Annotated in this window: 26 protein-coding genes and 5 tRNA genes; 14 read left to right on the top strand and 17 right to left on the bottom strand. The window is 33.7% G+C overall.

Features of this window, described 5'->3' with window-relative positions; genetic code table 11:
• Positions 1–255: 255 nt before the first annotated feature.
• Together VB798_RS13550 and VB798_RS13545 are read right to left on the bottom strand one after the other, a co-directional pair.
• Entirely contained in the window at positions 256–498 is a 243-nt protein-coding gene (locus VB798_RS13550) for a hypothetical protein (RefSeq protein ID WP_323259151.1), read from the bottom strand.
• A gap of 25 nt (positions 499–523) precedes the next feature.
• The gene (locus VB798_RS13545; RefSeq protein WP_323259149.1) at positions 524–970 is read right to left on the bottom strand and encodes a peptidylprolyl isomerase; all 447 of its coding nucleotides are present in this window, start codon (positions 968–970) and stop codon (positions 524–526) included.
• Positions 971–1,204: 234 nt separating this feature from the next.
• On the opposite strand from VB798_RS13545, the gene VB798_RS13540 reads away from it, so the two are divergent.
• Positions 1,205–2,107, top strand: a complete 903-nt coding sequence (locus VB798_RS13540; RefSeq protein WP_323259147.1) for a tetratricopeptide repeat protein — start codon at positions 1,205–1,207, stop codon at positions 2,105–2,107.
• Positions 2,108–2,151: 44 nt separating this feature from the next.
• Here the strand turns inward: VB798_RS13540 and menD are convergent, their stop codons facing one another.
• Both menD and VB798_RS13530 read right to left on the bottom strand, forming a co-directional pair.
• Positions 2,152–3,870, bottom strand: coding sequence for a 2-succinyl-5-enolpyruvyl-6-hydroxy-3-cyclohexene-1-carboxylic-acid synthase (gene menD / locus VB798_RS13535; protein ID WP_323259145.1), 1,719 nt, complete (start codon positions 3,868–3,870; stop codon positions 2,152–2,154).
• An 89-nt stretch (positions 3,871–3,959) separates the two neighbouring features.
• Positions 3,960–4,033 (bottom strand) — tRNA-Met (locus VB798_RS13530).
• Positions 4,034–4,362: 329 nt separating this feature from the next.
• Here VB798_RS13530 and VB798_RS13525 point away from each other — a divergent pair.
• The 5 genes from VB798_RS13525 to VB798_RS13505 all read left to right on the top strand — a co-directional run bounded on the left by VB798_RS13525 (position 4,363) and on the right by VB798_RS13505 (position 10,069).
• On the top strand, positions 4,363–4,755 hold the full coding sequence (locus VB798_RS13525; protein WP_323259143.1) for an START-like domain-containing protein: 393 nt from the start codon (positions 4,363–4,365) through the stop codon (positions 4,753–4,755).
• A gap of 113 nt (positions 4,756–4,868) precedes the next feature.
• A complete protein-coding gene (locus tag VB798_RS13520) occupies positions 4,869–6,350 on the top strand; it encodes an LptF/LptG family permease (RefSeq protein ID WP_323259141.1) in 1,482 nt (493 codons plus the stop codon).
• Positions 6,351–6,430: 80 nt separating this feature from the next.
• Positions 6,431–6,706 carry a 30S ribosomal protein S15 gene (gene rpsO / locus VB798_RS13515; RefSeq protein WP_184135770.1) on the top strand — a complete coding sequence of 92 codons (276 nt, stop codon included), beginning with the start codon at positions 6,431–6,433 and terminating at the stop codon, positions 6,704–6,706.
• Positions 6,707–6,925: 219 nt separating this feature from the next.
• The gene (pnp, locus tag VB798_RS13510; protein WP_323259139.1) at positions 6,926–9,055 is read left to right on the top strand and encodes a polyribonucleotide nucleotidyltransferase; all 2,130 of its coding nucleotides are present in this window, start codon (positions 6,926–6,928) and stop codon (positions 9,053–9,055) included.
• Positions 9,056–9,205: 150 nt separating this feature from the next.
• Positions 9,206–10,069: a sigma-70 family RNA polymerase sigma factor gene (locus tag VB798_RS13505; protein WP_109744482.1), complete on the top strand. Its 864-nt coding sequence runs from the start codon at positions 9,206–9,208 to the stop codon at positions 10,067–10,069.
• A gap of 169 nt (positions 10,070–10,238) precedes the next feature.
• Here the strand turns inward: VB798_RS13505 and VB798_RS13500 are convergent, their stop codons facing one another.
• Entirely contained in the window at positions 10,239–10,709 is a 471-nt protein-coding gene (locus VB798_RS13500) for a deoxycytidylate deaminase (protein WP_323259137.1), read from the bottom strand.
• Between the two features lie 75 nt (positions 10,710–10,784).
• Complete coding sequence (locus tag VB798_RS13495) at positions 10,785–11,297, bottom strand: FKBP-type peptidyl-prolyl cis-trans isomerase (protein ID WP_323259135.1); 513 nt, start codon at positions 11,295–11,297, stop codon at positions 10,785–10,787.
• Positions 11,298–11,405: 108 nt separating this feature from the next.
• On the opposite strand from VB798_RS13495, the gene VB798_RS13490 reads away from it, so the two are divergent.
• On the top strand, positions 11,406–12,017 hold the full coding sequence (locus VB798_RS13490; RefSeq protein ID WP_323259133.1) for an acyl carrier protein phosphodiesterase: 612 nt from the start codon (positions 11,406–11,408) through the stop codon (positions 12,015–12,017).
• Positions 12,004–13,023 (top strand): DNA polymerase III subunit delta, encoded by a 1,020-nt coding sequence (gene holA, locus VB798_RS13485; protein ID WP_323259131.1) that lies wholly within the window; start codon positions 12,004–12,006, stop codon positions 13,021–13,023. The genes VB798_RS13490 and holA overlap by 14 nt, the downstream gene beginning before the upstream one ends.
• 89 nt (positions 13,024–13,112) lie before the next feature.
• Here the strand turns inward: holA and VB798_RS13480 are convergent, their stop codons facing one another.
• From VB798_RS13480 to VB798_RS13470, 3 genes are read right to left on the bottom strand one after another with little or no spacing between them, the layout of a single operon-like run.
• Positions 13,113–13,403: a hypothetical protein gene (locus VB798_RS13480; RefSeq protein WP_323259129.1), complete on the bottom strand. Its 291-nt coding sequence runs from the start codon at positions 13,401–13,403 to the stop codon at positions 13,113–13,115.
• A 38-nt stretch (positions 13,404–13,441) separates the two neighbouring features.
• A complete protein-coding gene (gene arsS / locus VB798_RS13475; RefSeq protein ID WP_323259128.1) occupies positions 13,442–14,488 on the bottom strand; it encodes an arsenosugar biosynthesis radical SAM (seleno)protein ArsS in 1,047 nt (348 codons plus the stop codon).
• 6 nt (positions 14,489–14,494) lie between these two features.
• Entirely contained in the window at positions 14,495–14,827 is a 333-nt protein-coding gene (locus VB798_RS13470; RefSeq protein ID WP_323259127.1) for an arsenosugar biosynthesis-associated peroxidase-like protein, read from the bottom strand.
• Between the two features lie 216 nt (positions 14,828–15,043).
• On the opposite strand from VB798_RS13470, the gene VB798_RS13465 reads away from it, so the two are divergent.
• Entirely contained in the window at positions 15,044–17,386 is a 2,343-nt protein-coding gene (locus VB798_RS13465) for a M1 family metallopeptidase (RefSeq protein ID WP_407654159.1), read from the top strand.
• A gap of 85 nt (positions 17,387–17,471) precedes the next feature.
• Here the strand turns inward: VB798_RS13465 and VB798_RS13460 are convergent, their stop codons facing one another.
• On the bottom strand, positions 17,472–17,828 hold the full coding sequence (locus VB798_RS13460) for a DoxX family protein (protein WP_323259125.1): 357 nt from the start codon (positions 17,826–17,828) through the stop codon (positions 17,472–17,474).
• Between the two features lie 146 nt (positions 17,829–17,974).
• Between VB798_RS13460 and VB798_RS13455 the strand changes: the two genes are divergently transcribed.
• Entirely contained in the window at positions 17,975–18,346 is a 372-nt protein-coding gene (locus VB798_RS13455) for a winged helix-turn-helix transcriptional regulator (RefSeq protein ID WP_323259123.1), read from the top strand.
• A 42-nt stretch (positions 18,347–18,388) separates the two neighbouring features.
• Here VB798_RS13455 and VB798_RS13450 read toward each other — a convergent pair whose 3' ends face one another.
• Together VB798_RS13450 and VB798_RS13445 are read right to left on the bottom strand one after the other, a co-directional pair.
• Positions 18,389–19,129: an SDR family oxidoreductase gene (locus tag VB798_RS13450; protein WP_323259121.1), complete on the bottom strand. Its 741-nt coding sequence runs from the start codon at positions 19,127–19,129 to the stop codon at positions 18,389–18,391.
• Between the two features lie 77 nt (positions 19,130–19,206).
• Complete coding sequence (locus VB798_RS13445; RefSeq protein ID WP_323259119.1) at positions 19,207–19,809, bottom strand: TetR/AcrR family transcriptional regulator; 603 nt, start codon at positions 19,807–19,809, stop codon at positions 19,207–19,209.
• Between the two features lie 300 nt (positions 19,810–20,109).
• Between VB798_RS13445 and VB798_RS13440 the strand changes: the two genes are divergently transcribed.
• Entirely contained in the window at positions 20,110–20,409 is a 300-nt protein-coding gene (locus tag VB798_RS13440; protein ID WP_323259117.1) for a thioredoxin family protein, read from the top strand.
• 51 nt (positions 20,410–20,460) lie between these two features.
• Here VB798_RS13440 and VB798_RS13435 read toward each other — a convergent pair whose 3' ends face one another.
• Positions 20,461–21,462, bottom strand: coding sequence for a phosphotransferase enzyme family protein (locus tag VB798_RS13435; RefSeq protein ID WP_323259115.1), 1,002 nt, complete (start codon positions 21,460–21,462; stop codon positions 20,461–20,463).
• Between the two features lie 149 nt (positions 21,463–21,611).
• Here VB798_RS13435 and VB798_RS13430 point away from each other — a divergent pair, with 149 nt between their 5' ends.
• Complete coding sequence (locus VB798_RS13430) at positions 21,612–22,046, top strand: MarR family winged helix-turn-helix transcriptional regulator (RefSeq protein ID WP_323259113.1); 435 nt, start codon at positions 21,612–21,614, stop codon at positions 22,044–22,046.
• Between the two features lie 23 nt (positions 22,047–22,069).
• Positions 22,070–22,495: an organic hydroperoxide resistance protein gene (locus VB798_RS13425; RefSeq protein ID WP_323259111.1), complete on the top strand. Its 426-nt coding sequence runs from the start codon at positions 22,070–22,072 to the stop codon at positions 22,493–22,495.
• A gap of 65 nt (positions 22,496–22,560) precedes the next feature.
• Here the strand turns inward: VB798_RS13425 and VB798_RS13420 are convergent.
• The 4 genes from VB798_RS13420 to VB798_RS13405 form a co-directional block, all read right to left on the bottom strand.
• A tRNA-Lys gene (locus VB798_RS13420) sits at positions 22,561–22,633 on the bottom strand.
• A 67-nt stretch (positions 22,634–22,700) separates the two neighbouring features.
• Positions 22,701–22,773 (bottom strand) — tRNA-Lys (locus tag VB798_RS13415).
• A gap of 77 nt (positions 22,774–22,850) precedes the next feature.
• Positions 22,851–22,923: transfer RNA gene (locus VB798_RS13410), tRNA-Lys, on the bottom strand.
• A gap of 65 nt (positions 22,924–22,988) precedes the next feature.
• Positions 22,989–23,061: transfer RNA gene (locus VB798_RS13405), tRNA-Lys, on the bottom strand.
• A 204-nt stretch (positions 23,062–23,265) separates the two neighbouring features.
• Here VB798_RS13405 and VB798_RS13400 point away from each other — a divergent pair.
• A complete protein-coding gene (locus VB798_RS13400) occupies positions 23,266–23,892 on the top strand; it encodes a hypothetical protein (protein ID WP_323259109.1) in 627 nt (208 codons plus the stop codon).
• The last annotated feature ends 15 nt before the right edge of the window (positions 23,893–23,907 follow it).

Below are 23,907 nucleotides of genomic sequence, written 5' to 3'. Positions count from 1 at the left end.
ACATCCTTGCAGAATTAATGATTACATTTGATGATAGAATTTCACAAGTTGATTTATTGAGTTAGGGGGCTAGCCCCCTAACTCAATAAATCAAATGACACAGTTCTGTGAACACTCCCCTTTTCATCTCATTGGAATCACAAATGATGTCTCCGATGACGCTTTTTATCTCTTCGTTAAAATCAAAAGGCTTCTTGTTTGTCGCAAGAAGCCTTTTTAGCAATAAAGAATCTATTTTATTCTCCTGATAAATTCTCAGTAATCACCCATCAATTCACCTAAATCTTGATACATTTCTTTAAAACGAGTAATTATTTTTTCGATAAATTCTTCGCTCACCATTGCTCGAATTTCGTCTTCTGAAACATCCATTTCTGAAATTTTATAGACTTGTTCCAAATCGGGGGTTTCGAATTTTACAAAAAACTTTGAATTCCATTTATATAATGAAATTTTCAAATCAGGACTAGAACCTTTCAACTCGCCAATAAAGTACATATCAGATAAATTTAAATTGTGTGAATTAAGCTACTACGTCTTCGATAATAGTAATTTTTTGAATTACATCACCTTCACGAATCGCATCGATTACCTCTAAACCTTCAACAACTTTACCAAAACAAGTATGGTTACGGTCTAAGTGAGCAGTATTTCTACGGCTATGGCAGATAAAGAACTGAGAACCACCAGTATTTCTTCCACGGTGAGCCATCGATAAAACGCCACGGTCATGGTATTGATTGTTTCCAGTTAATTCACAAGGAATAGTATAGCCAGGACCACCGCCACCAGTACCAGTTGGGTCTCCACCTTGAATCACGAAATCAGGTAAAACTCTATGAAATGTTACGCCATCGTAAAATCCACTTTTTGATAAATCAACAAAGTTTTTAACATGAATTGGAGCATCTTGCTCGTAAAATTCTATCACCATCAAACCTTTGTCGGTTAGCATTTCAGCTTTAATCATTGTAATATTTTTTAAAGTTTAAATAAAGGCAGTGAACTGCCCCCACAAAATTAGAAACAAAAGCGTTAAAGTCATAGTTTCAACGTCAGTCTTCCTAATTTTTCAAAAAACTATTGAAAATAATTAGCATGAGTCGTTCTCAACAATTTGTAGTAATTTTGAAGCCGAAATTGAATGTAAAAATTTTATTCAAAGATTAAACATAGTCTCATACAAACAAACACATTAATATTAGTGAAAAATAAATCAATCCTATTCATACTCTCTTGCCTGATTCTTTTCTCTTGCGGAGCTGATAAAAAAGAAGAAGCCATCAAATTCTTTCAAAGAGGTAATTATAAATTAAAAGATAAAGAGTACCAAGAAGCCATTCATTGGTTCGATGAAGCCATTATTCAAAATCCAGATTTTGCAGATGCCTTCAATAACAGAGCTTTGGCTTATCAGAAGTTAGATAAACTTGATGAAGCTTTGGTAGATTTAGATAAAGCCATTGAGCTTGATAAAAAGTACTGGGAAGCTTATTACAATCGTTCAGAAATATTTTTCCAGAAAGGTGATTTCCAAAACAGTTTGGTGGATTTAGAGAAAATAGCCGTTCTTTTTAAAGATTCTTCTTTTTACTTTGTGAGCTTGGGAAATGTAAAAGTACAGTTGAATAATTCATCAGGTGCTACGGCAGATTATGAGAAAGCATTGAGAATCAATCCAAAAAATGCTGAAGCTTATTCAAATCATGGTTTTATTTACTTTGAAAATAAGCAGTATGATTTAGCGAAGAAAGATTTTCAGAAGGCAATCGCCATTAATCCAAAACAAGATTTTGCTTTGAACAATCTTGCTTTTATACTTTCAGAAGAGCAAAAATTTCAAGAAGCAAAAGTATTTTCAGAGCAAGCCATCGCTATAAAACCAACAGATGCCATTTATTTGAATAATTATGGATACATTTTATTACAGATTGGCAAACTAGAACAAGCGAAAGAAACCTTGGAACGCTCCTTGAGAATTAACCCACAAAACGCTTATACACTGAGGAATTTAGGCTATTATTTTAGAAAAATCGGAAAAGAAGCGGAAGCTCAAGCCAAATTTACAGAAGCCAAAAAGCTTGATAACAGTATAGAAATTAAATAACAAAAAAGACTTTACGCTCGTCGTAAAGTCTTTTTTGTTATCAACTAGGCTGAAAAGCCAGCCTTAAATTGTTTGAATATTTCAGTATTATAAACGCTATCAGTTTCAATTTCAAAAATTTTCGCTTTTCCATCAGGTTCAAGGAAGGCTGTTGATAAAGCATGAAACTCATCCACTGTTTTAGCATTAAAATATGCTACATCAGCTTCTAAAGCAGTTTTTTCAGCGTTATAAGATTGAACCGTTTCAAAATAATCTGCTAATTCAGCTTGTTTACTTGGACCATCAATCATTCTAAAAATTCCACCTCCGTGATTGTTGATTAAAATAATACGCAGATTATTAGGAATATAACGATTCCAAAGAGCATTTCTGTCATAAAAGAAAGCTAAGTCACCGATTAACAAATAAATTAATTTATCCGTACTCAAAGCAGCACCCAAAGCAGTGCTTACACAACCATCAATTCCACTTGTCCCTCTGTTGGCAAAGGTTTCTATTTGTTTTTCAGAAGCAGTACCGATATAATTTGCATAACGAACCGACATAGAATTCGCTAAGTGTAATTGACTATTAGCTGGCAAGGCATCTAATAATTTCTTAATCGCATAAAATTCATTGAGTTGCTTTTGATGAAAATCTGCTAAAAAGAAATGTTCAAGATAACTCTTAGCTTTAAAATCATTTTTTTTCCATTCATTTAAATAACTCCCATCTCTTTCTTCGTCATCCCCATTTCTAAATTGTTCGAAATCAACATCTTCAAGTAGTTTCTCAAAAAAGTACAGAGGCTGAACAGGAATTACTTTCGTCAAAGATTGAAAAGTATCAATCAAGTGATTATCAAGACTTAAATGCCAATGTACAATGGCTTTATTTTTACGCAAAAAAGTTTTAAAGCTCTTTGAAATAAAGGATTTTCCAAAAGTAATTAAGAGTTCTGGTCTTAGATTATCTGTCTCTTGATTCAGAAAAATATCATGATTTGAGATTACATCAAATTTCAAATTAGCAATAGCATCACCAAGGATTGGGAAGTTAAATTCATCTTGTAATTTCTGTAAAACGGCAGTTAAAGCTGGATTATATTCGCTTTGTCCACCAGCAATTAACACTCTATCATATTGTTCAATACTTTGTAAAAGAGATACCCACACTTCTTTTGAAAGTATATTTTCTGTATCTAATCTTTCAATAACTCTAACGTCATTATCAAAATTAATCTGCTCATTTTCAGCAGGATAAAAAGGCTCTCTTAATGGAATATTAATATGAACTGGTCCTTTTGGAAAAGTATTTGCCAAATTAACAGCATGATTTATTGTACGCTCAATATGCCAAATAGCATCAGGATGACTATAATCTGCTCCTATTTCAAAGCTTTGCTTTACATGTTTTCCAAAAATATCTGTTTGATAAATCGTTTGTCCATCATGTTGATGAATCCACTCTTTAGGTCTATCTGCAGTAAGAATAATCAGAGGAATTTCCTGAAAAAAAGCTTCCGCAACGGCTGGTGCATAATTATAAGCTGCCGAGCCAGAAGTACAACAAATTGCAACAGGTTTTTTAAGGTTTTGCGCCATTCCCATGGCAATGAAAGCAGCCGAACGTTCGTCAGAAATTGATAGCGTTTTAATATCTGGATGACGAACCAAAGCAATCGTCAACGGAGCATTTCTTGAACCGGGAGAAATGATGGCATGATTAACATCTTTTCTCGAAAGAATTTCTACAAGATTAACTATGGGTTGTAAAAGCATAGATATTTACAGATTAGTAAACACTAAAAACAGATTAAAAAAGAAAAAGCGTAACCAATTGAAGTTCAATTAATTACGCTTTTAATAAGTAGCGGGAAGCAGGATCGAACTGCCGACCTTAGGGTTATGAATCCTACGCTCTAACCATCTGAGCTATCCCGCTGTCGTATTGTGGTGCAAAATTAGCACTTTTGTGTTCAAATGCAAAGTGATTTGACAAATACTTTCATTTTTTATTGAAAATATTTTTTTCTTTTAACCGTTTTACAATCAATATTCATTATAAATAATTGAGAATCAAGAAGGAAAGCAGATGCTTTTTTTATCAAAAAAAAAGTAAATTTTTTGAAATTAAAAAAAAAGCTTGCGTATTTCTCTAACATTTATACCTTTGCCAAAACAGAGTTTCGGTAGTCAATTACTCGGCCCCTATCTCCTCAAACTATGGAGACGAGTAATTTAGTGATTTAAATACCTTTAAATGTTAGGATTATGAGCAAACATAAATTTATTGTAGAATTTGAATTGAGAGCCTCTCCTAAGGTACTTTTTCCTTACATCAGCTCGGCATCTGGCTTACAACAGTGGTTTGCAGAGAAAGTCACATTGAAAGACAGTTCGACGTTTGATTTTTCTTGGGATGGTGATAGCCACATTGCAAAACTTTCACAATTGAGGTTAAATAAATCAGCAAAATTTGATTTTTTACCAAGTAGTCCTGAAGATCGTGACCATAACTATATCGAATTCAAGATGGAAGTAAGTGATTTGACGGGTTCAACCTATTTGAAAATTGTTGACTACTCTGATAACACAGACGACAATGAATTGAGTGAGTTATGGGAAGATTTAATCTATAAACTCAAAGAAATTGTTGGCAATTAAGCTTATTTAACAAGCGTATCAACTCAAAAATATTTAATTTTGCGTTTCTTTGAACAGACGCACACAACGCTCGTGTTTCATTTGATGAAATACGAGCGTTTTAATTATACTATATGATTAAGAAACTTGATAAACTTATCATCAAAGCCTTCTGGCAACCTTTTGTTTTAACATTAGCTGTAGTCATTTTTATTTTTTTGATGAGACTTATTTTAGTGTATTTCGCCGACCTTTTCGGAAAAGATTTGGGCATTGAAGTATATTTTGAGCTTTTTTTCTATTTTAGTCTAATCACAATTCCCATCGCTTTACCTTTGGCGATGCTACTTTCTACACTAATGACTTATGGAAAATTGGGAGAGTTTTTTGAACTAACTGCTATTAAAAGTGCTGGAATTTCCATTACCCGTGCTATGCAACCCATGTTTGTCATTACAGTATTTATTAGTGTTTTTGCATTTTGGTTCAATAATGTTGCTTTGCCTTGGGCAAACTTAAAAGGTTATAGACTACTTTATGATATCAAAACCACAAAAACTACATTAAATATTAAAGAAGGAATTTTTTATAATGACTTACCAGGATACAGTATTAAAGTATCAAAAAAATATGCTGACAATAAAACCTTAAAAAACATTGTCATTTTCGACCACACAAAAAATGATGGAAACAAACATCTAACTTTAGCTGATTCTGCATTGATGTACACCATCATGGATAAACAATATTTGATTTTTGAGCTTTTCAATGGCAACGACTATGTAGAAGATGCAGACAAAACAAGTAATACCAACCAGACAGATATGGTAACTCATGCCTTTACGAAGAGTAAAGTAGTGATGAGTTTAGCAGCCTTTGATATGCACAAAACAGAAGAAGAGCAATTTAAGCATTATCAAATGATGAGAAGTTATGATGAATTAGCTAAAGATGCTGATTCACTCAAAAGAGATTTTAATAGAATTAAAGAAAATTTCTATGATAATTCTCGTTCATATTATCTTTTTGAAATGAATAGATTGCCTCTTCCATTAACGGAAGAACAAAAAAAACTAAAAAAAATGAAGATGAGTAGTGTGGACTCACTCATCAAAAAAAGAGATAATAGAACCGCTAACCCTTTTCAAGTACTTGATTTTGCTATTTCTCAAACCAATAATGTTTTAAGTTTTGCAGAAAGTAATGTTTCAGCCTTAAAGTCAAAAGACGAAGATTTTAGAAAGACCAATCTTGAATGGCATCATAAATTTACTAATGCTATTGCGGTTTTTGTAATGTTTCTTATTGGAGCACCATTGGGAGGTATTATCAAAAAAGGAGGTTTTGGTTTGCCAGTGGTTATTGCCATTGTGTTCTTTATTTTAATGTATGTAATGACACAGCAAGGTGACAAAGCTGCAAAGGAAAGTAGAGTAATCGTTCAAATCGGTGCTTGGCTTTCCAATACAGTATTGTTCTTTATTGGTTTATACTTTCTAAATAAAGCCAAAAACGATTCTCGTCTTTTTGAAAGCGATGCTTACATCGTTTACTTCAATCAAGCCAAAGAAAGCTTTAAAAAACTAAAGTTTTCAAAGAGATTCTTTAATAATTAAGGATTAGATTTGCTAATAGACAAAAAAAACGTTAATTTTGCACGTTTTCATATTATATAACAATTTAAAACTGGTTGAAGATGTATTTAACTTCAGAAGTAAAACAGGGGATTTTCGAATCTCGTGGACATGAGAAGTCAAAAATTGATACTGGTTCTGCAGAGTCGCAAATCGCTTTGTTTACTTTCAGAATCTCTCATTTGACAGAACACTTAAAGAAAAACAAAAAGGATCACTCTACTCGTATGGGTCTTTTGAAGTTGGTTGGTAAGCGTAGAAGTTTGTTAGATTACTTAATCAAAACAGACATTACTCGTTACCGTGCTATCATTGCTGAATTAGGCATTAGAAAGTAATTTTCTTTCAAAGCAGGGAGTCTTGAAAAAGATTCCCTGCTTACATTTCCTCTCTTTGGGTACTCGTCAATTTTTGTGGTTCGTCAGTAAAGTAGTTTCTCTAGACAATTTAACGATAAATTGAACATTGACGAACAGAGAATTTGCGAATCAACATCCAACAAAAACCTTGTCAGATACGTTAAACAGTTAATCCAACAAGGTAATTAATCAAAATATATGTCTTTTAACGTAATTACGAAGAAAATAATAATGCCAGATGGTAAAGAAATTACTATCGAAACAGGTAAACTCGCAAAACAGGCAGATGGGTCTGTGGTCGTGAGAAGCGGAAACATGATGCTTTTGGCAACTGTGGTATCAAGCCCAACAGCCAAAGAAGGAACTGATTTTTTACCATTATCAGTTGATTACCAAGAAAAATTTGCCTCAGCTGGAAAAATTCCAGGAGGTTTTTTACGCCGTGAATCTAGACTTTCTGATTATGAAATTTTAGTGAGCCGTTTAGTAGATAGAGCTTTACGCCCTACTTTCCCTTCAGATTATCACGCTGATACACAAGTAATGATTACGATGATTTCTGCTGATTCAGAAATCACTCCTGATGCTTTTGCAGGTTTAGCAGCAGCAGCTTGTTTAGCAGTATCAGATATTCCATTCAATGGTCCCATTTCAGAAGTACGTGTAGCGAAAATTAACGGGGAATTTGTTGTTAATCCTCTTTCATCACAAATTGCCAATGCTGAATTAGAATTATTAGTTGCAGCAAACGTAAACGATATTTTGATGGTAGAAGGTGAAGGAAATGAAATTTCTGAAACTGATATGCTTGCGGCTTTGAAAATTGCGCATGACGCCATTAGAATTCAATGTGCAGCTTTGATTGAATTAACTGCTGAAACTGGTAAAACAGAAAAGCGTGTTTACAATCACGAAACACATGATGAAGAATTGAAGAAATTCCTTTGGGATACTTATTTTACTAAATTCTATGAAGCTGTAAAATTAGCTAACCCAAGTAAAAACGGCAGAAAAGAATCATTCAAAGCCATTGAAGATGAATATTTCACTTCATTACCAGAAGATTCTACTGTTAATAAAACTTTAGCAAAATGGTATTTCCATGACATCGAAAAAGAAGCGGCTCGTCAATTAGTATTGAACGAACGTTATCGTTTAGATGGTCGTAAATTAGACGAAATTCGTCAAATTACTTGCGAAGTTGATTATTTACCTTCTCCACACGGTTCAGCAGTATTTACTCGTGGTGAAACTCAATCACTTACAACTGTAACATTAGGAACGAAATTAGATGAACAAATCGTTGATCAAGCGATGACGTCTGGTTATAACCGTTTTATGTTACACTACAATTTCCCAGGTTTCTCTACAGGTGAAGTTAGACCAAACAGAGGACCGGGTCGCCGTGAAATTGGTCATGGTAACTTAGCGATGCGTGCTATCAAAAAAGTATTACCTGCTGATGTTGACAATCCTTATACAATTCGTGTAGTTTCTGATATTTTAGAATCAAATGGTTCTTCGTCAATGGCTACTGTTTGTGCTGGTACTTTAGCATTGATGGATGCTGGTGTGAAAATCAAAGCGCCTGTTTCTGGTATTGCTATGGGTTTAATTTCTGACCCTAAAACTGGTAAATATGCTGTTCTTTCTGATATTTTAGGTGATGAAGATCATTTAGGAGATATGGACTTCAAAGTAACTGGTACTGAAAATGGTATCACTGCTTGTCAAATGGATATTAAAGTTGACGGACTTTCTTATGAAGTATTGGCAGAAGCTTTGGATCAAGCAAAACGTGGTCGTTTACACATTTTGGGTAAAATGAAAGAAGCTATCGAAACAACGAGAGCTGAATTGAAACCACATACTCCAAGAGCAATGGTTATTAAAATCTTGAAAGACCAAATTGGTTCAGTAATCGGTCCAGGTGGTAAAATCGTTCAAGATATTCAAAAACAATCTGGAGCAACTGTTACAATTGAAGAAAAACCAGACGGTGGTTATGTTTCTATTTTCTCTTCAAACAAAGAGTCAATGGATAAAGCTGTTGCAATGGTTAAAGGAATTGTAATGATTCCAGAAGAAGGAGAAGTTTACGATGGTATTGTAAAATCAATTATGCCATTTGGAGCATTTGTTGAGTTCTTACCGGGCAAAGATGGTTTATTACACATCTCTGAAATTAAATGGGAACGTTTAGAAACAGTAGAAGGTGTATTACAAATTGGAGAACAAGTAAAAGTAAAATTGATTGAAGTGGATAAGAAAACTGGAAAGTTCCGTTTATCACGCAAAGCTCTTTTACCAAAACCAGAAAAAAATTAGAACAAATCCGAATTTTATTACGTTCTCTTGATAACGCATTAAAAATATATTTTACCAAACGATTATATTTTGAAGATTTTGTCTTTATATAATTGTTTGGTTTTTACCATTTGGATTTGTTAACCATTTTAAAAATATAACAAGTATAATATGAGACAGCTAAAAATTAGTAAGCAAATTACTAACAGAGAGAGTCAATCACTTGATAAATATTTACAAGAGATTGGTAAGGTGGATTTATTGACACCAGAGGAGGAGGTTATTTTAGCTCAGAAAATTCGTGACGGGGATCAACTTTCATTAGAAAGACTAACGAAGGCAAACCTTCGTTTTGTGGTATCCGTAGCAAAACAATATCAAAATCAAGGGCTTAGCTTAGGCGACTTAATTAACGAAGGTAACTTAGGTTTAATTAAGGCAGCTCAACGTTTTGATGAAACTCGTGGTTTTAAATTTATCTCTTATGCTGTTTGGTGGATTCGTCAATCTATTTTGCAAGCTTTAGCTGAGCAATCTCGTATTGTACGTTTACCTTTAAACCGTGTAGGTTCATTAAATAAAATTTCTAAAACTTTTTCTGAATTAGAGCAGAAGTTCGAGCGTGAGCCTACTCCTGAAGAATTAGCTGAAGTATTAGAAATCTCAACAGGTGAAGTTGTTGATACTTTAAAAATTTCGGGTCGTCACGTTTCGATGGATGCACCATTCGTACAAGGTGAAGAAAATTCATTATTGGACGTTTTGGAAAATGACGGTGAAGATAAACCAGATTCAGGATTAATTAATGACTCGCTTCGTCGTGAAGTACAAAGAGCTTTATCTACTTTAACGCAACGTGAAGCAGATGTAGTTACTTTATATTTCGGATTGAATGGAGAACATGCTATGACATTAGAAGAAATTGGAGAAAAATTCAATTTGACTCGTGAACGTGTTCGTCAAATCAAAGAAAAAGCGATTCGTCGTTTGAGACATACTTCAAGAAGTAAGGCTTTGAAAACTTATCTTGGATAGTTTTTATTTTTAGATTCAAGAATTAAGACAAAAGAAGCAAGATTCAAGATACAAGATTTTAGACTTTATAGATTTAACAATTAACAATAAAAGCCTCTTTCGGAGGCTTTTATTGTTAAAGACATTTTGATTATAAATGAACTTGTTTCTTGAATCTTGCTTCTTGTATCTAGCTTCTTTCCTCTTCCTTCTTATACCTAACCACCTCTACGCCAAATTTCTTTAGAAACTCCACTCCTTCGTCTTTAGGAATTCCTTTGTATTCAGCATAAGAGTTTAGGTAAACAACTTTGGCAACTTTCATCGTAAAAATTACTCTTGCACAAGCAATACATGGCGAAAGTGTTACATAAATAGTAGAACCTTCAATACTTGAACCATTTTTCACTGCATAAAGGATAGCATTTTGTTCAGCGTGTAATGCTAAAGAACAACTTCCTTTTGAGTCTCTCTCACAGCCTTCAGTTGGAAATTCTACATCACAATTGTGTGTACCCGCTGGAGGTCCGTTATAGCCAATCGAAATAATTCTGGTATCTTTTGTCAATACTGCTCCTACTTGCGCTTTTACACAGTGTGAACGTTTGGCTAGATTAACAGCCAAATCCATAAAAATATCATCAAAAGCAGGTTTCTGCATTCTTTTTTAGTTTATGAGTTTATGAGTTTATAAGTTTATGAGAAAAAAACTCATAAACTTTAAACTCATAAACTATTAATGATGTACTCCGCCGTCGCCATGAACGTGACCGTGGTCTAGTTCAGATTGTGTAGCTTCTCTAACCGCAACGATAGTTCCTTTGAAAAACATTTCTTTATCAACCAATGGGTGATTAAAATCCATTCTCACTAGCGTATCTTCTACAGCAATAATTTTTCCGTTTAAACGATTTCCAGCGTCATCAGTCATTGGTAAAAAGTTTCCAACTTCTAACATCTCTTCTACATATTCGCCATCAACTTTAAAAATTTCTTTTGGTAATTCAACCACAGCCGATGGGTCGTATTCGCCGTAACCTTCTTCCGCTGGAATTGAAAATTCAAAAGTATCTCCCGCTGAAAGTCCTTGAATTTTTTCTTCAAAAGCTTCTGGTAAACCACTTAAACCTTGAATAAAAACCATTGGGTCTTCTTGTTCTACGGTTTCAATTAAATCTTTTACGCCTTCAGCATCTGTTACTGTTAGCTCGTATGTTAAGGTAACAACCTTTTCATTTGAAATTTGCATTGTACTAAGTTTTTTGATAGTGTTATCGTTGAGGAAACCGTATTTGCCACAAACGTAAGGGTTTTTCCTTAACTTTATGGTCTCAGAACAATAAAAAAACCATAAAAGTTGAATTTTCTAGCACATACTTTCCTTTCTGGCGATGATGATGACATAAAAATCGGGAATTTGATGGGTGATTTTATCAAAGGAAATCTTGATAATGAGCAAAATTCTTTGATAAATGAAGGCATTAAAAATGGTATTATTTTACATAGAGCCATAGATTCTTTCACAGATATGCACCCTGTAGTCCGAAAAAGTATTCAGCGACTTCAACCTCAATATCATAAATGTGCAGGAATTATTGTGGATGTATTTTACGATCATCTTCTTGCGAAAAATTTCCATCTCTACTCTCCTATTTCTTTGCCCATTTACAGTCAAGCATTCTATCGTTTGATTCAAGAACGAAAAAATGAGATGCCCGTTAATATAGAAAGACTTATCCATTCGATGGTAACCCATGATTGGTTCAAAGGTTATGCCACTTATGAAGGGATTGAGTGGTCTTTGAAAGGAATCTCGCAAAGATTACGCTTTGAATCGGGCATAGAAAATGCCACTGAAGATTTAAAAAGAGATTATGATTTATATTTGGAAGAATTTACGGTGTTCTTTCCAGAACTCATTTCCTATTGCCAAGACATTTTAGCAAAACAACAAAATGCCAAAATCTAGTATTGAAGTTTTAAAAGATTTAAAGAAAAAACACTATGCTCCGCTGTATTTATTACACGGCGATGAACCTTATTATATTGAAAAAGTTGCGGATTATTTAGAAGAACATGCTTTAGGTACGGGCGATAAAAGCTTTAACCAATATATTTTATTTGGAAAAGATTTGAGCGTTCCTTCTTTGTTATCTTATGCCAAAAGCTTTCCGATGATGTCGGACAGACAGCTTATTTTGGTGAAAGAAGCACAGGGAATTCAAGGATTAGAGCAAAAAGACATGCAAACGGCCCTTGAAAACTATGCTAAAAACCCGCTTTCCTCCACGATTTTGGTTTTAATGTTTAAAGATTCAGTGGATGAACGCAAAGCATGGGTGAAAGCTTTTGATAAATCGGGGGTTTTGATGCCTTCTAAAAAGCTTTATGATAATAAAATTCCAGATTGGATATTGGAGTATTGTCATGAACAAGGCTTGAAAATCAGTAGAAAAGCCATTGAGATGTTGATTGAAAACGTAGGAAACGATTTGAAACGTTTGGCTTCGGAAATCAATAAAATTGTGTTGAATCTACGAGTAGATGAGGAAATCAATGCCCATGTAGTCGAGAAATTTGTAGGTATCAGTAAAGAATATAATTATTTTGAATTCCAGAAAGCCTTGATTAATCGTGATGTATTGAAAGCCAACCAAATTGTCAATTTCTTTGCTTCGAACCCGAAGGATAATCCGCTTGCTCCTATTGTGATGATGCTCTTCAACTTTTTTTCTAAAGTATTGCTAACGCATGTTACTGCCGATAAAACAGAAAAGAATTTAGCACAAGTGTTGGGCGTAAATCCATTTTTCACGAAAGATTATTCATTAGCTGTTAGAAATTACAGCCTTTCAAAGGTTATTCAGATTATTAATGAGATTAAGAAATTAGATTTAAAATCAAAAGGCGTTGAAAGTGGCTCTTTGAGCGACGGTGAAGCTTTAAGAGAAATGACTTTTAGAATTTTGCATTAAGAAGTTAATTAGTTGATACTAAAACCTATAAGGATTTCTTTTAAAAGATTCCATCAACTGGTAATCATCAAAATCCTTATAGGTTTAATTTAAACACTCTTGTTGGTTAAAGAAATATTACTACTCAAGAAAGAAATATCGCTACTCAGAAAAGAAATATTGCTACTCTGAAAAGAGATATAGCTACTCCAAAAAGAAATATCACTACTCAAGAAAGAAATACCACTACTCGGAAAAGAAATATCACTACTCAGAAAAGAAATATCATTACTCAGAAAAGAAATATCACTACTCGGAAAAGAAATATCGCTACTTAGAAAAGAAATATCACTACTCAGAAAAGAAATATCACTACTCAGAAAAGAAATATTGCTACTCAAGAAAGAGATACTACTACTCCAAAAAGAAATTCTGTAGCTTATTGAATGGTATTTCCTCCGCAACTAGAGCCAGCTCCTGCCGTACAAGCGTAACAATGTTCTCCGACGACGATATTACGTTGCGATAATTTCTCAATATCAAAATCACGAATGTGTTTAACAGGAGTATTCACCAATAAATCAAGCATTTGATTGAAATCACAATCATAAAGAGCGCCATCCCAACCCACAGAAATCATAGAGCGACACATTACGCCTTCAGCCGCTACAGGATTAAAGGCATTAATTAGTTTTTCCATGTAACCATCATAATTCTTAGAAGTAATCAGGTAATCTAAATATCTACTCACTGGAACATTCGTAATGGCGTATAAATCGTTAAATACAATTCCGAATTCATTTAGCAAAGCACGTTTATATTGTTTCTGTAAACTCTCTTGCGGAGCGGGCATAAAAGCACCATTGGGATTATAAACCAAATTAAGCTTTAAACCCTCCTCAATTCCATAGCCAACAGCATTCAGTAACTTCAAAGCTTTAATAGAATCAACAAAAACTCCTTGTCCACGCTGGCGGTCGGTTTTATCAGCGTTATAAAAAGGCAAAGAGCTAATTACCTCCACTTGGTGTTGCTTAAAAAAATCAGGTAAATCGTTGTATTTAGGATTTGCAACAATAATAGTAAGGTTACAACGAACGATAATATGCTTTCCGAGTTTAGCAATTTCCTCTACAAACCAACGAAAATGAGGGTTCATTTCAGGAGCGCCACCCGTTAAATCGACTATTTCAATTTTAGAACGCTTTAAAGCTTCCAAACATTCTTGCATCGTTTCCTGAGTCATGATTTCCTTACGGTCAGGCCCAGCATCTACATGACAATGTTTACAAACTTGATTACACATCTTCCCAACATTAATCTGTAAAGTATCAATGTTCTTGGTTTTCAAAGGAAAAAGAGAAGCTTTTACTAATTTTTCTTGAAAAGTAGGTAATTGTAACACATCAACTACCTCTTGATGAAGTGTTTGAATTTGAGTAGAAGATTCAGCAAACTGATGACCACTTGCTTTTAATGACTTCATAATTTATTACATTGATAATTCTTTCGCTTTATTCATCATTTGTACACCATGTACTAAACTTGCTCCCCCACGAATGGCAGCAGAAACGTGAACAGCTTCCATCATTTCCGCTTCCGAACAACCTTTCTCTAAAGTATCTGTTGTATAAGCATCAATACAATAGGGACATTGAACAGCATGAGCAACCGCTAAAGCAATCAGAGATTTCTCACGAGCAGTTAAAGCACCTTCAGCGAAAACAGCGCCATAATAATCAAAAAACTTATCTGCTAATTCTTTTTGAAACTCACCTATCTTACCAAATTTTTTAAGGTCTTCAGGATTATAATAGTTTTCCATCGTTTGATTTTTTTTATTGTTGAATAACGAAATTACGACAAATAACGAAAGAAGGTAATTCATTATGCAAGTGAATAAAGAATTTTCTTGATTGTAAAAACCCAATTCAAGGTTGACACAAGGCTGGAAAATGCTACCAATTATCCCAAAAGTGAAGAATAAAGCCTTTTTTTCATTAAATTCGTTAGTTTTATTCATTAACTCAAACTATCAATCATGACAAGAAGATTCCTATCTCCCTGTTTGATGCTCCTTGCTTGTAGTATTCAAGCAATAGCACAACAAGCAGGTCAGTTCAATGGTAATAATCGTTTCGAGCAACTCGGAAACATTCTACCAACGCCAAATGCCTACAGAGCAGCATCAGGTGCACCCGGAAAAAGTTATTGGCAAAACCGTGCCGATTACGAAATTAAAGCAGAATTGAACGACCAAAATCAATCAATGACCGCTTCGGAAGTAATTACCTACAAAAATTTCTCGCCCGATGAATTAGGCTACTTATGGGTACAGTTAGACCAAAACAATTTTAAGAAAGGAGGTATCGCCCAACTTTCTCAAACATCAAGTTTAACAGACAGAGGTACTTCTTTTGCAAGATTAGGGAATGTTTCAGGAGTAACCCCTAAGGAATACGGTTATAACATAACAGCCGTAAAAGACAAAGCTGGTAATGCTTTAAAATATACCATCAATGAAACCATGATGAGAATTGATTTACCAGCTGCATTAAAATCTGGTGCTTCGTTCACTTTCTCTATTGATTGGAATTTTAACATTACAGATGCGATTGCTACACGTGCAAGAAGTGGCTATGAGTACTTTCCAAAAGATGGTAACTATTTATATGAATTGGCTCAGTGGTTTCCAAGAATGTGTGTGTATGATGATGTAAATGGCTGGCAACACAAACAATTCCTTGGACAAGGAGAATTCACTGTTCCTTTCGGAGATTATAAAGTAAGCATTACTGCTCCAAATGATTTTGTGATTCTAGGAACAGGAGAATTACAAAATGCAACACAAGTAATCAGCGCAACACAAGCTAAAAGATTAGAACAAGCAAAAAGTGCTACTCGTCCAGTATTAATCGTAACACAAGACGAAGCAACTGCTGCTGAAAAAGCTAAACCAACAGGTAAAAAAACGTGGGTATTTGCAGCACAAAATGTAAGAGATTTTGCTTTTGCAGGTTCAAGAAAATTTATTTGGGATGCCATGCAAGTAAATATTGAAGGCAAGAAAGTATGGGCGATGTCAGCTTATCCAAAAGAAGCTAATCCACTTTGGGGACAGTACTCTACGATGTTAGTAGCGCATACACTTCGTTCATATTCAAAAAGAACAATTGCTTATCCTTATCCAGTAGCACAATCAGTTCATGGTCCAGTTGGTGGAATGGAGTATCCGATGATTTCATTCAACGGCGCAAGACCAGAAGCTGATGGTACTTATTCACAAGGAACAAAAGATTTCTTAATTGGTGTAGTAATTCATGAAGTAGGTCATAACTTCTTTCCAATGATTGTCAATTCAGATGAAAGACAATGGTCATGGATGGATGAAGGCTTAAATACTTTCTGTGAACAATTGGCAGAAAAAGAATGGGACAGAAATTTTGATGCTTCGGGTGAACCTCAAGACATTGTTCCTTACATGAAAACTGACAAAAGCCAACAAGTAGCGATTATGTCGAGCTCGGATAATATCATGGCATTCGGACCAAACGCATATACAAAGCCTGCAACAGCTTTAAATATCTTGCGTGAGACAGTAATGGGAAGAGAATTGTTTGATGCAGCCTTCAAAGAATATGCACGCCGTTGGGCATTCAAGCATCCAACTCCACAAGATTTCTTCCGTACCATGGAAGATGCTTCAGGTGTTGATTTAGATTGGTTCTGGAAAGGTTGGTTCTATGGTGTTGAACCTGTGGATTTATCTTTAGAAAATGTAGAGTGGTTTGGTATTGACAACGTTTCTCCAGAAAAGAAAAACGAAAAAGCAAAAGCTGAAGATCAAGCTAAACGCCAAACGATGAGTAATATTCGTAACAAAACAGATATTCCTAAGACGGTAGTAGAAGAAAATCCTGATATGAGAGACTTCTATAACACTTATGACAAATTTGCGACAAGCGAAGCTGATAAGAAGAAATTCGAACAAACCATTGCAGGACTCAATGAAGAAGAAAAAGCTTTGGTGCAAGGAAATAAAAACTTCTATGTATTGAACGTGAAAAATGTAGGTGGTTTACCAATGCCAGTCATTGTAAAAGCAAATTATGAAGATGGCACAAGCGAAGTATTCAGATACCCTGCTGAAATTTGGCGTTTGAATGATAAGGAAATTAAAAAAGTAATTCCTACAGACAAAAAAGTAACTAAGTGGGTTTTAGATCCATTCTTCGAAATTGCTGATATTGATACAAAAAGCAATGTTTTTCCAAGAGAACCAGAAGAACCTACTCGTTTTCAAGTATTCAAACAAAGTCGCCAGTCGCAGCCAAACCCAATGCAACAGCAAAAAGCTAGTGCAGTTCAAGGTGCGAAAAACTAGTGTAAATTGTTAGTTATTTATGATTAAATAAAAATCCCAAGCTAACAACTTGGGATTTTTTATTGCTGATAAGATTAGGTTACAATTATGCTTTTTCAATTTTACCATTAAAAAAGTAAGAAATCGCCAAAATTACTAACAACACAAGTGCAGGAATAAATGGCGTATTCGTTGCAATATGTGTCCATATAGCTCCAATAAAAGTAAATGTAAAACCTGCATAAGCCCATTCTTTCAGTTTTTCAATCCACGGATTCACTAAACTAATAGCACCTAATAATTTGGCAATCCCTAACATCGGAATAAAAAAGGCTGGAAAGCCTAATTGTTTAAAATTCTCCAACAATTCTGGATTCTTACTTAAATACATAAAACTGCTCATCAACATTCCTGCTGCTACTAGACCAGTACTTATCCAATAAATTATTTTTTCTTTTTTCATTGATTTAAAATTTGTTTCGACAAAATTCTGCTAAAATTTCCCTCAAATTGCTATCAGTTTACTGAAGGAAAGTAGTTTCTTTGAGTAAACTAATAGCTTTCGGAGAAATCAAAGACAGTAATTTTACATCAACTTAAAATAAGAAAATGGATAAAGACAAAGCACAAGAAATCATTGAAAGAAATTGCGAGGGAGATCATACTCAGGGCATCTTAGCAGCAAGAGATGTGATGGAGTTACTTAGCGGAAAATGGAAAATCCAAATTATTGCTACATTGAGTTTTGACGGCAAAAAACGCTTTATGGATTTATTAAGAAATGTTGAAGGAATAGGTTCAAAAATGCTTTCAAAAGAACTCCAAACGCTTGAAAGTAATCAGCTCGTTACCAGAACTGTTTGCGATACCAAGCCCATAACTGTTGAATATGAAATCACAGAGTACGGAAAAACATTGAATGCATTAATCGCCGAAATGATAAGTTGGGGAATTGAGCATCGTAAAAGAATTATGTCATAAAAACTGGTTGCATTTCATCCAATACAACCAGTTTCAAGCTTTTTATGAATTCAATGCTTCTAAGGCTTTTTCTGGAGAAGAAAGATAGAGTTTGTAAAAGTCTTCTGTAAAGCCCACATGAATTTCAAACTCATCGTTTGCTAAGCCTTCAAATAATCTTTCTGCAACTACATTAGGTTTGATACCATTATTTCCACCAATTTCACTTGAAAAATCTGTATCAACCAAAGGAGGCATCAATTCAAATACTTTTACATTAGTTGATTTGGCCAATGCAAAACGTAAAATTTGGCTATACGAATGCAAAGCTGCTTTAGAACTAGAATAAGTTGGGATAGACAAAGCTGGTGCAAAAGATACAATTGAAGATACATTGACAATGGCTGAACTCTCATTTTGTTTTAAGAGTGGCAATAACTTTTCATTTAATCTGACAATGGATAAATAGTTGGTAACGATTTCTTCTTGTGCTTTTTGAAAAGCTTCTACTTCAATATCAATCAAATTATATACATGAGCGAAGCCAGCATTATTTATAACGATGTTCAAACTAGGAAAATCTTTTTTCAGTACATCAACCAATTGTGCAGTATCTTCAGCATTTGTCACATCAGAAACGATAGATGTTACATTTTCTAATTGAGCAGCGGCTTTTGCTAAACGATCTGCATTTCTACCTGTTATAATTACTTTATTTCCATTTTGAGAAAATAATTTAGCCATTTCAAAGCCAATACCAGCACTACCACCAGTAATCAAAATTGTGTTGTTTTGCGTTTTCATTGTTTTTTGATTTTTAATTATTCTTTTTTATTTATCATATACCAATCGGTATATTTATATTCAAAAAAAATACCTTTTTACAAGGTTATTTTTTGAATAATTTCTTTTACAGTTTCTAAAGATTGATTCAACAATAATGGATTTTTAGTCGTCTTTGACAAGAAAACTCCACCTTGTATTAAAGCGATGATTGATGTAGCTGTTTTACTTATTTCAGTTTCAGCCTTAAATTCTTGGGCTTCAATTCCTCCTTTAATAATATTTTCTAAAGACTGTTTCCAGTTTGTTACTCCTTCTGTTACTTGTATTCTAAACAATTCATTAGCATCGTCGGCCTCAATACCTGTATTTAATAAAGGGCAACCGCCTTCTTCAAGAAATATTGACATTTCTGAACTAGCATAAATCATAGGCAAAACCATTAATTTATCATAATAGCTTTTTGCTTCATTCATTTTTTTAGTAATCAATTGATTTCTTTGAGCAAGATTATATTCAAAAGCTGCTAAAGCTACATCTTCTTTATTTTCAAAATTTCCATAAATACTTCCTTTGGTAAGTTTTGTCGCTTCTGTTAAATCCGACATTGAAGTACCAGCATAACCTTTCTTATTAAAAAGGCTTGCTGTGGTTTCAATAATAAACTGACGAGTTTTTTCTGATCTTGGAATAAAAGTCATGGCTATATACTTTTCGGTATTTCATTCGATAAAAAATAAACAAATCAGCTTTGCTTTTTCTTTATTTTTTAATTGATGACACAAATATACCAATCGGTATATTAAAAACAAAATATTGCTTGATTTATTTTTAAATTTATTTCTAAACAAAAAATGATTCCTATTTTCTTGAACTAGTTCAATGAATAAAATATGAGTATCCAATAATTTTGTAGCAACTCATTAAATTTATTGACATAATGAACTATAGCTATTTAAAAAGCTGTTTATTAATTCAGAATCATCAAATATTAAAATAAAATGACAGGTACTTTCGAAGAATTAATTGCTTCATCAACTCCAGTAATAATTGACTTTTCAGCAGAATGGTGTGTGCCTTGCAAGAAAATAACACCGATTTTAAGTCAATTGGTGGATGAATTGGATGAAGAAATCTCAATTATAAAAATTGACATTGATAAAAATCCAGCTTTGAGAAAAAAATATAATATCACCGCTGTACCAACTTTGATTGCTTTCAAAAAAGGCAAACAAAAGTGGCGCCATACAGGAATGATTACTTTAGTGAAAGCTAAACAAGCGATTAGAGAAATTTTGTAGGAATTATATCTTGGAAAAAGGAGCAGTAAAAACCTTTTTTCCAAGATAATTTTAAAACTTGCAATACAAATCTGTCCATTTCCTAATGAGTGTTACTCTTTCCTTGATAAATCTTGGTGTAAAAAAGTAGTTCGACCAATCTTCAAAATGCTCAAATTGAAATTTGAAGTAATACATCCAAAACATAAATCCTAAGTAAGGAATTGTAGCAATTTCTTCATCCGACAATTCTCTGTTCTCTCGGTAACCCTTCAAAAAAGTATCAAAATCTTTATCGGCTTGTTCTTGAGTAATGGCTTTAAAATGTACGTGAAAGAAAAAATGTACAAAAAAAGTCATGACATCATTGACTAAGAAGCCTTTTGAAGCAAAATCGAAATCAAAAAAAGTAATATTGGCGTTTTCATCAAAATGGAAATTTTTGGGTAAATAATCATAATGACAATAGCCATAACTAAATTTCGTAGTATCAAACTCATTTAGTTTTTCGATTACTTTAAAGCTTGTTGCTCTTAAATACTCGTATTCTTCTGGCAAATCTTTAAAAGCTGGCTTAATTACGTCTAAAGGCGTCAGTAATGTAGTATTGATATCTAGCGTCTCTCTTAAATGACTTAATGTTACATTTGAGCTAATGTTATGATTTATCGCCATTTCACGCCCTACAGTCAGCAATTGGGGTTCATTTAAATCATAAACTGGTTTTCCTAAAGCATAAGTAAACAAAACTCCATATCTAATGCCTTCTGCCACATTAAATGATTGAATATCATTTCCCTGTTTATCAAAAATAGGAAAAGCTACTTTCGCTCCTTGCTGTTTTAAATGATGTAATAATTCAACTTCAGCTTGAATTTCAGGCAGACTCCTATGCGTATTTCTATAAATTTTAAAGATGTGTTTCTCCGATTCACCTTCTAACAAGTAAGTATCACTTACATTTCGAATTAGCAAACGACACGACATTTCTTTAAAACTGTATTGTTCATTCAAAAATCGTTCTAGCGCTTTGGTAGAAACAGTAGAATATTGGGTCGGAAAAATTGTGTTCATTGTTGACGTATTTTGAAAAAAGGATGCAAAGATAATTAAAGCAATTTTATTCCTATAAAATAATATTTTTGATTGAATCAAAAATACTTGTCACTTTGCTTGCAATTTAATTGTGTACAATTTAATTTTGAGCAATAAATAATAAGAAGATGGATAACTTAAAACTAGAAAACCAATTATGTTTTCCCGTTTATGCCTTATCAAGGCATATTACTTCATTGTATCGACCTCATCTTGAAAAAATCGGATTAACCTATCCACAATATTTAGTGATGTTGGTACTGTGGGAATATGAAGAAGTAACGGTAAAAGAATTAGGACACAAATTATGGCTTGATAGTGGTACACTAACCCCATTACTTAAACGAATGATTGAGAGCGGACTTGTAACCAAAAGCCGTTCTGAACATGATGAAAGATTGGTTGATATTAAAATAACTGAAAAAGGGCGTTTGTTAAAACAAGAAGCCACAAGTATTCCAGAAGCTTTAATTAAAGAATTAGAAACTGACGAAGAGCAATACTTCATGCTAAAAACGCAAATCAATAGAATATTAGCAGTAAAAGAATCAAAGAATATTTAAAATTAATCAACAAAAAAACAAAAATGGAAAAAATATATACAGCCGTAGCTACTGCTACTGGCGGAAGAAATGGTAAAGTAAAAAGTTCAGACGGTATTTTAGATTTAGAAGTTCGTATGCCAAAAGCATTGGGCGGTGCAAATGACAATTACACCAATCCAGAACAATTATTTGCGGCAGGATATTCAGCTTGTTTCGATAGCGCTTTGAAATTGGTGATTAAAATGGGGAAAGTTACAACAGGCGAAACATCAGTAAAAGCAGCAGTAAGTATCGGAAAAATTGAAAATGGTGGATTCGGATTAGCTGTAGAATTATTTGTCAATGTTCCGGGCGTTGAGCAAGCACAAGCCGAACAACTTGTAAAACAAGCACATCAAGTTTGTCCTTATTCAAATGCTACAAGAGGAAATATCGAAGTAACACTTACGGTTACTAATGAAAATTAGTGAATAAAATCAAAAGATACATTCAATAAAAAAGCCTTCAAAATTAAATTTTGAAGGCTTTTTTGTGATCCCGCTGGGACTCGAACCCAGGACCCATACATTAAAAGTGTATTGCTCTACCAACTGAGCTACGGAATCGGCAAACCGATTTGTTCAATAAAAATGCTTTTCAGCACATAGAAAAAAATTATAAGAAAAAATCTTGTGATCCCGCTGGGACTCGAACCCAGGACCCATACATTAAAAGTGTATTGCTCTACCAACTGAGCTACGGAATCGTAAATCGGCAAACCGATTTTATATATATAAAATGTGCCATCTAGCACGAAAGGAAAATTACCGACGGTAATCTTCGTGATCCCGCTGGGACTCGAACCCAGGACCCATACATTAAAAGTGTATTGCTCTACCAACTGAGCTACGGAATCGGTAATTATTTTTTTTTCGGTAAAAAAAGCCATCGCTTCAGCTAAAACGATGGCTTTTTCTTTTGTGATCCCGCTGGGACTCGAACCCAGGACCCATACATTAAAAGTGTATTGCTCTACCAACTGAGCTACGGAATCATTTGCTTTTTTGAGAAAGCGACTAAACATCTTTTGTTTTTGTCATATTGTTTCCCTTAATTGCGGTGCAAAACTACGATTATTAAGAATACAATGCAAGCATACTATCTAAAAAAAATCATATTTTTTTTCTGTTTTTCTTTAACTTTACTACAACTAGCTTATTCTCAGAGCAATGTAGCAACGCTTAAAAAGGCAGATTCTTTGTATAAATCTGACAATTTTACTCAAGCAGAACTTATTTACGAGCAACTTTTGCCAAACATAGAAAAACCTTCTACTGCACTGTTTTTAAAATTAGCTTTTCTGAAAGAAAAAAAAGGAGATTTTTTGAAGACTCTTTACTACCTCAATAAAGCTTATCAACAAGACCCAAACGAAAAAATTCTTTCAAAACTGAATGAAATTGCTCAGCTTCATGAATTGAAAGGCTATGAATTGAATGATTTTAATTTTCTAATTCTTTTCTATAAGCAATATTCTGGCTTTTTAATTGGTATTATGTTGCTCTTGAGTATTTATATATTCTTTGTACTTTTTACGAAAAGATATAAAAATAGCTTCACTCCTATTGGTCAAAAGATTTTTTTATTGATTTATATTATTGGAATAGGGATTCTGTTGAATCTTCCTGATAAGTATCACCAAGGTATTATCAACCGAGATGGTGTTTTACTTCGAGCAGAGCCTTCTGCTGTAGCCCCAGTAGTGTTGATGATTGACAGAGGGCATCGTTTGAATCTAATCGGAGGAAATGATATTTGGAAAAGAGTTTATTGGGACGATAAATTTCTTTATTTGAAAGAAAGTGATATTTGGTTAGTTGAATAATTAAAAAGGCTAGTT

This window comes from Arcicella lustrica (assembly GCF_034930985.1).
Classification (GTDB): Bacteria; Bacteroidota; Bacteroidia; order Cytophagales; family Spirosomataceae; genus Arcicella; species Arcicella lustrica.
The sequence above is the reverse complement of the archived record's forward strand: the minus strand, read 5'-3'. Positions and strand labels throughout refer to the sequence as shown.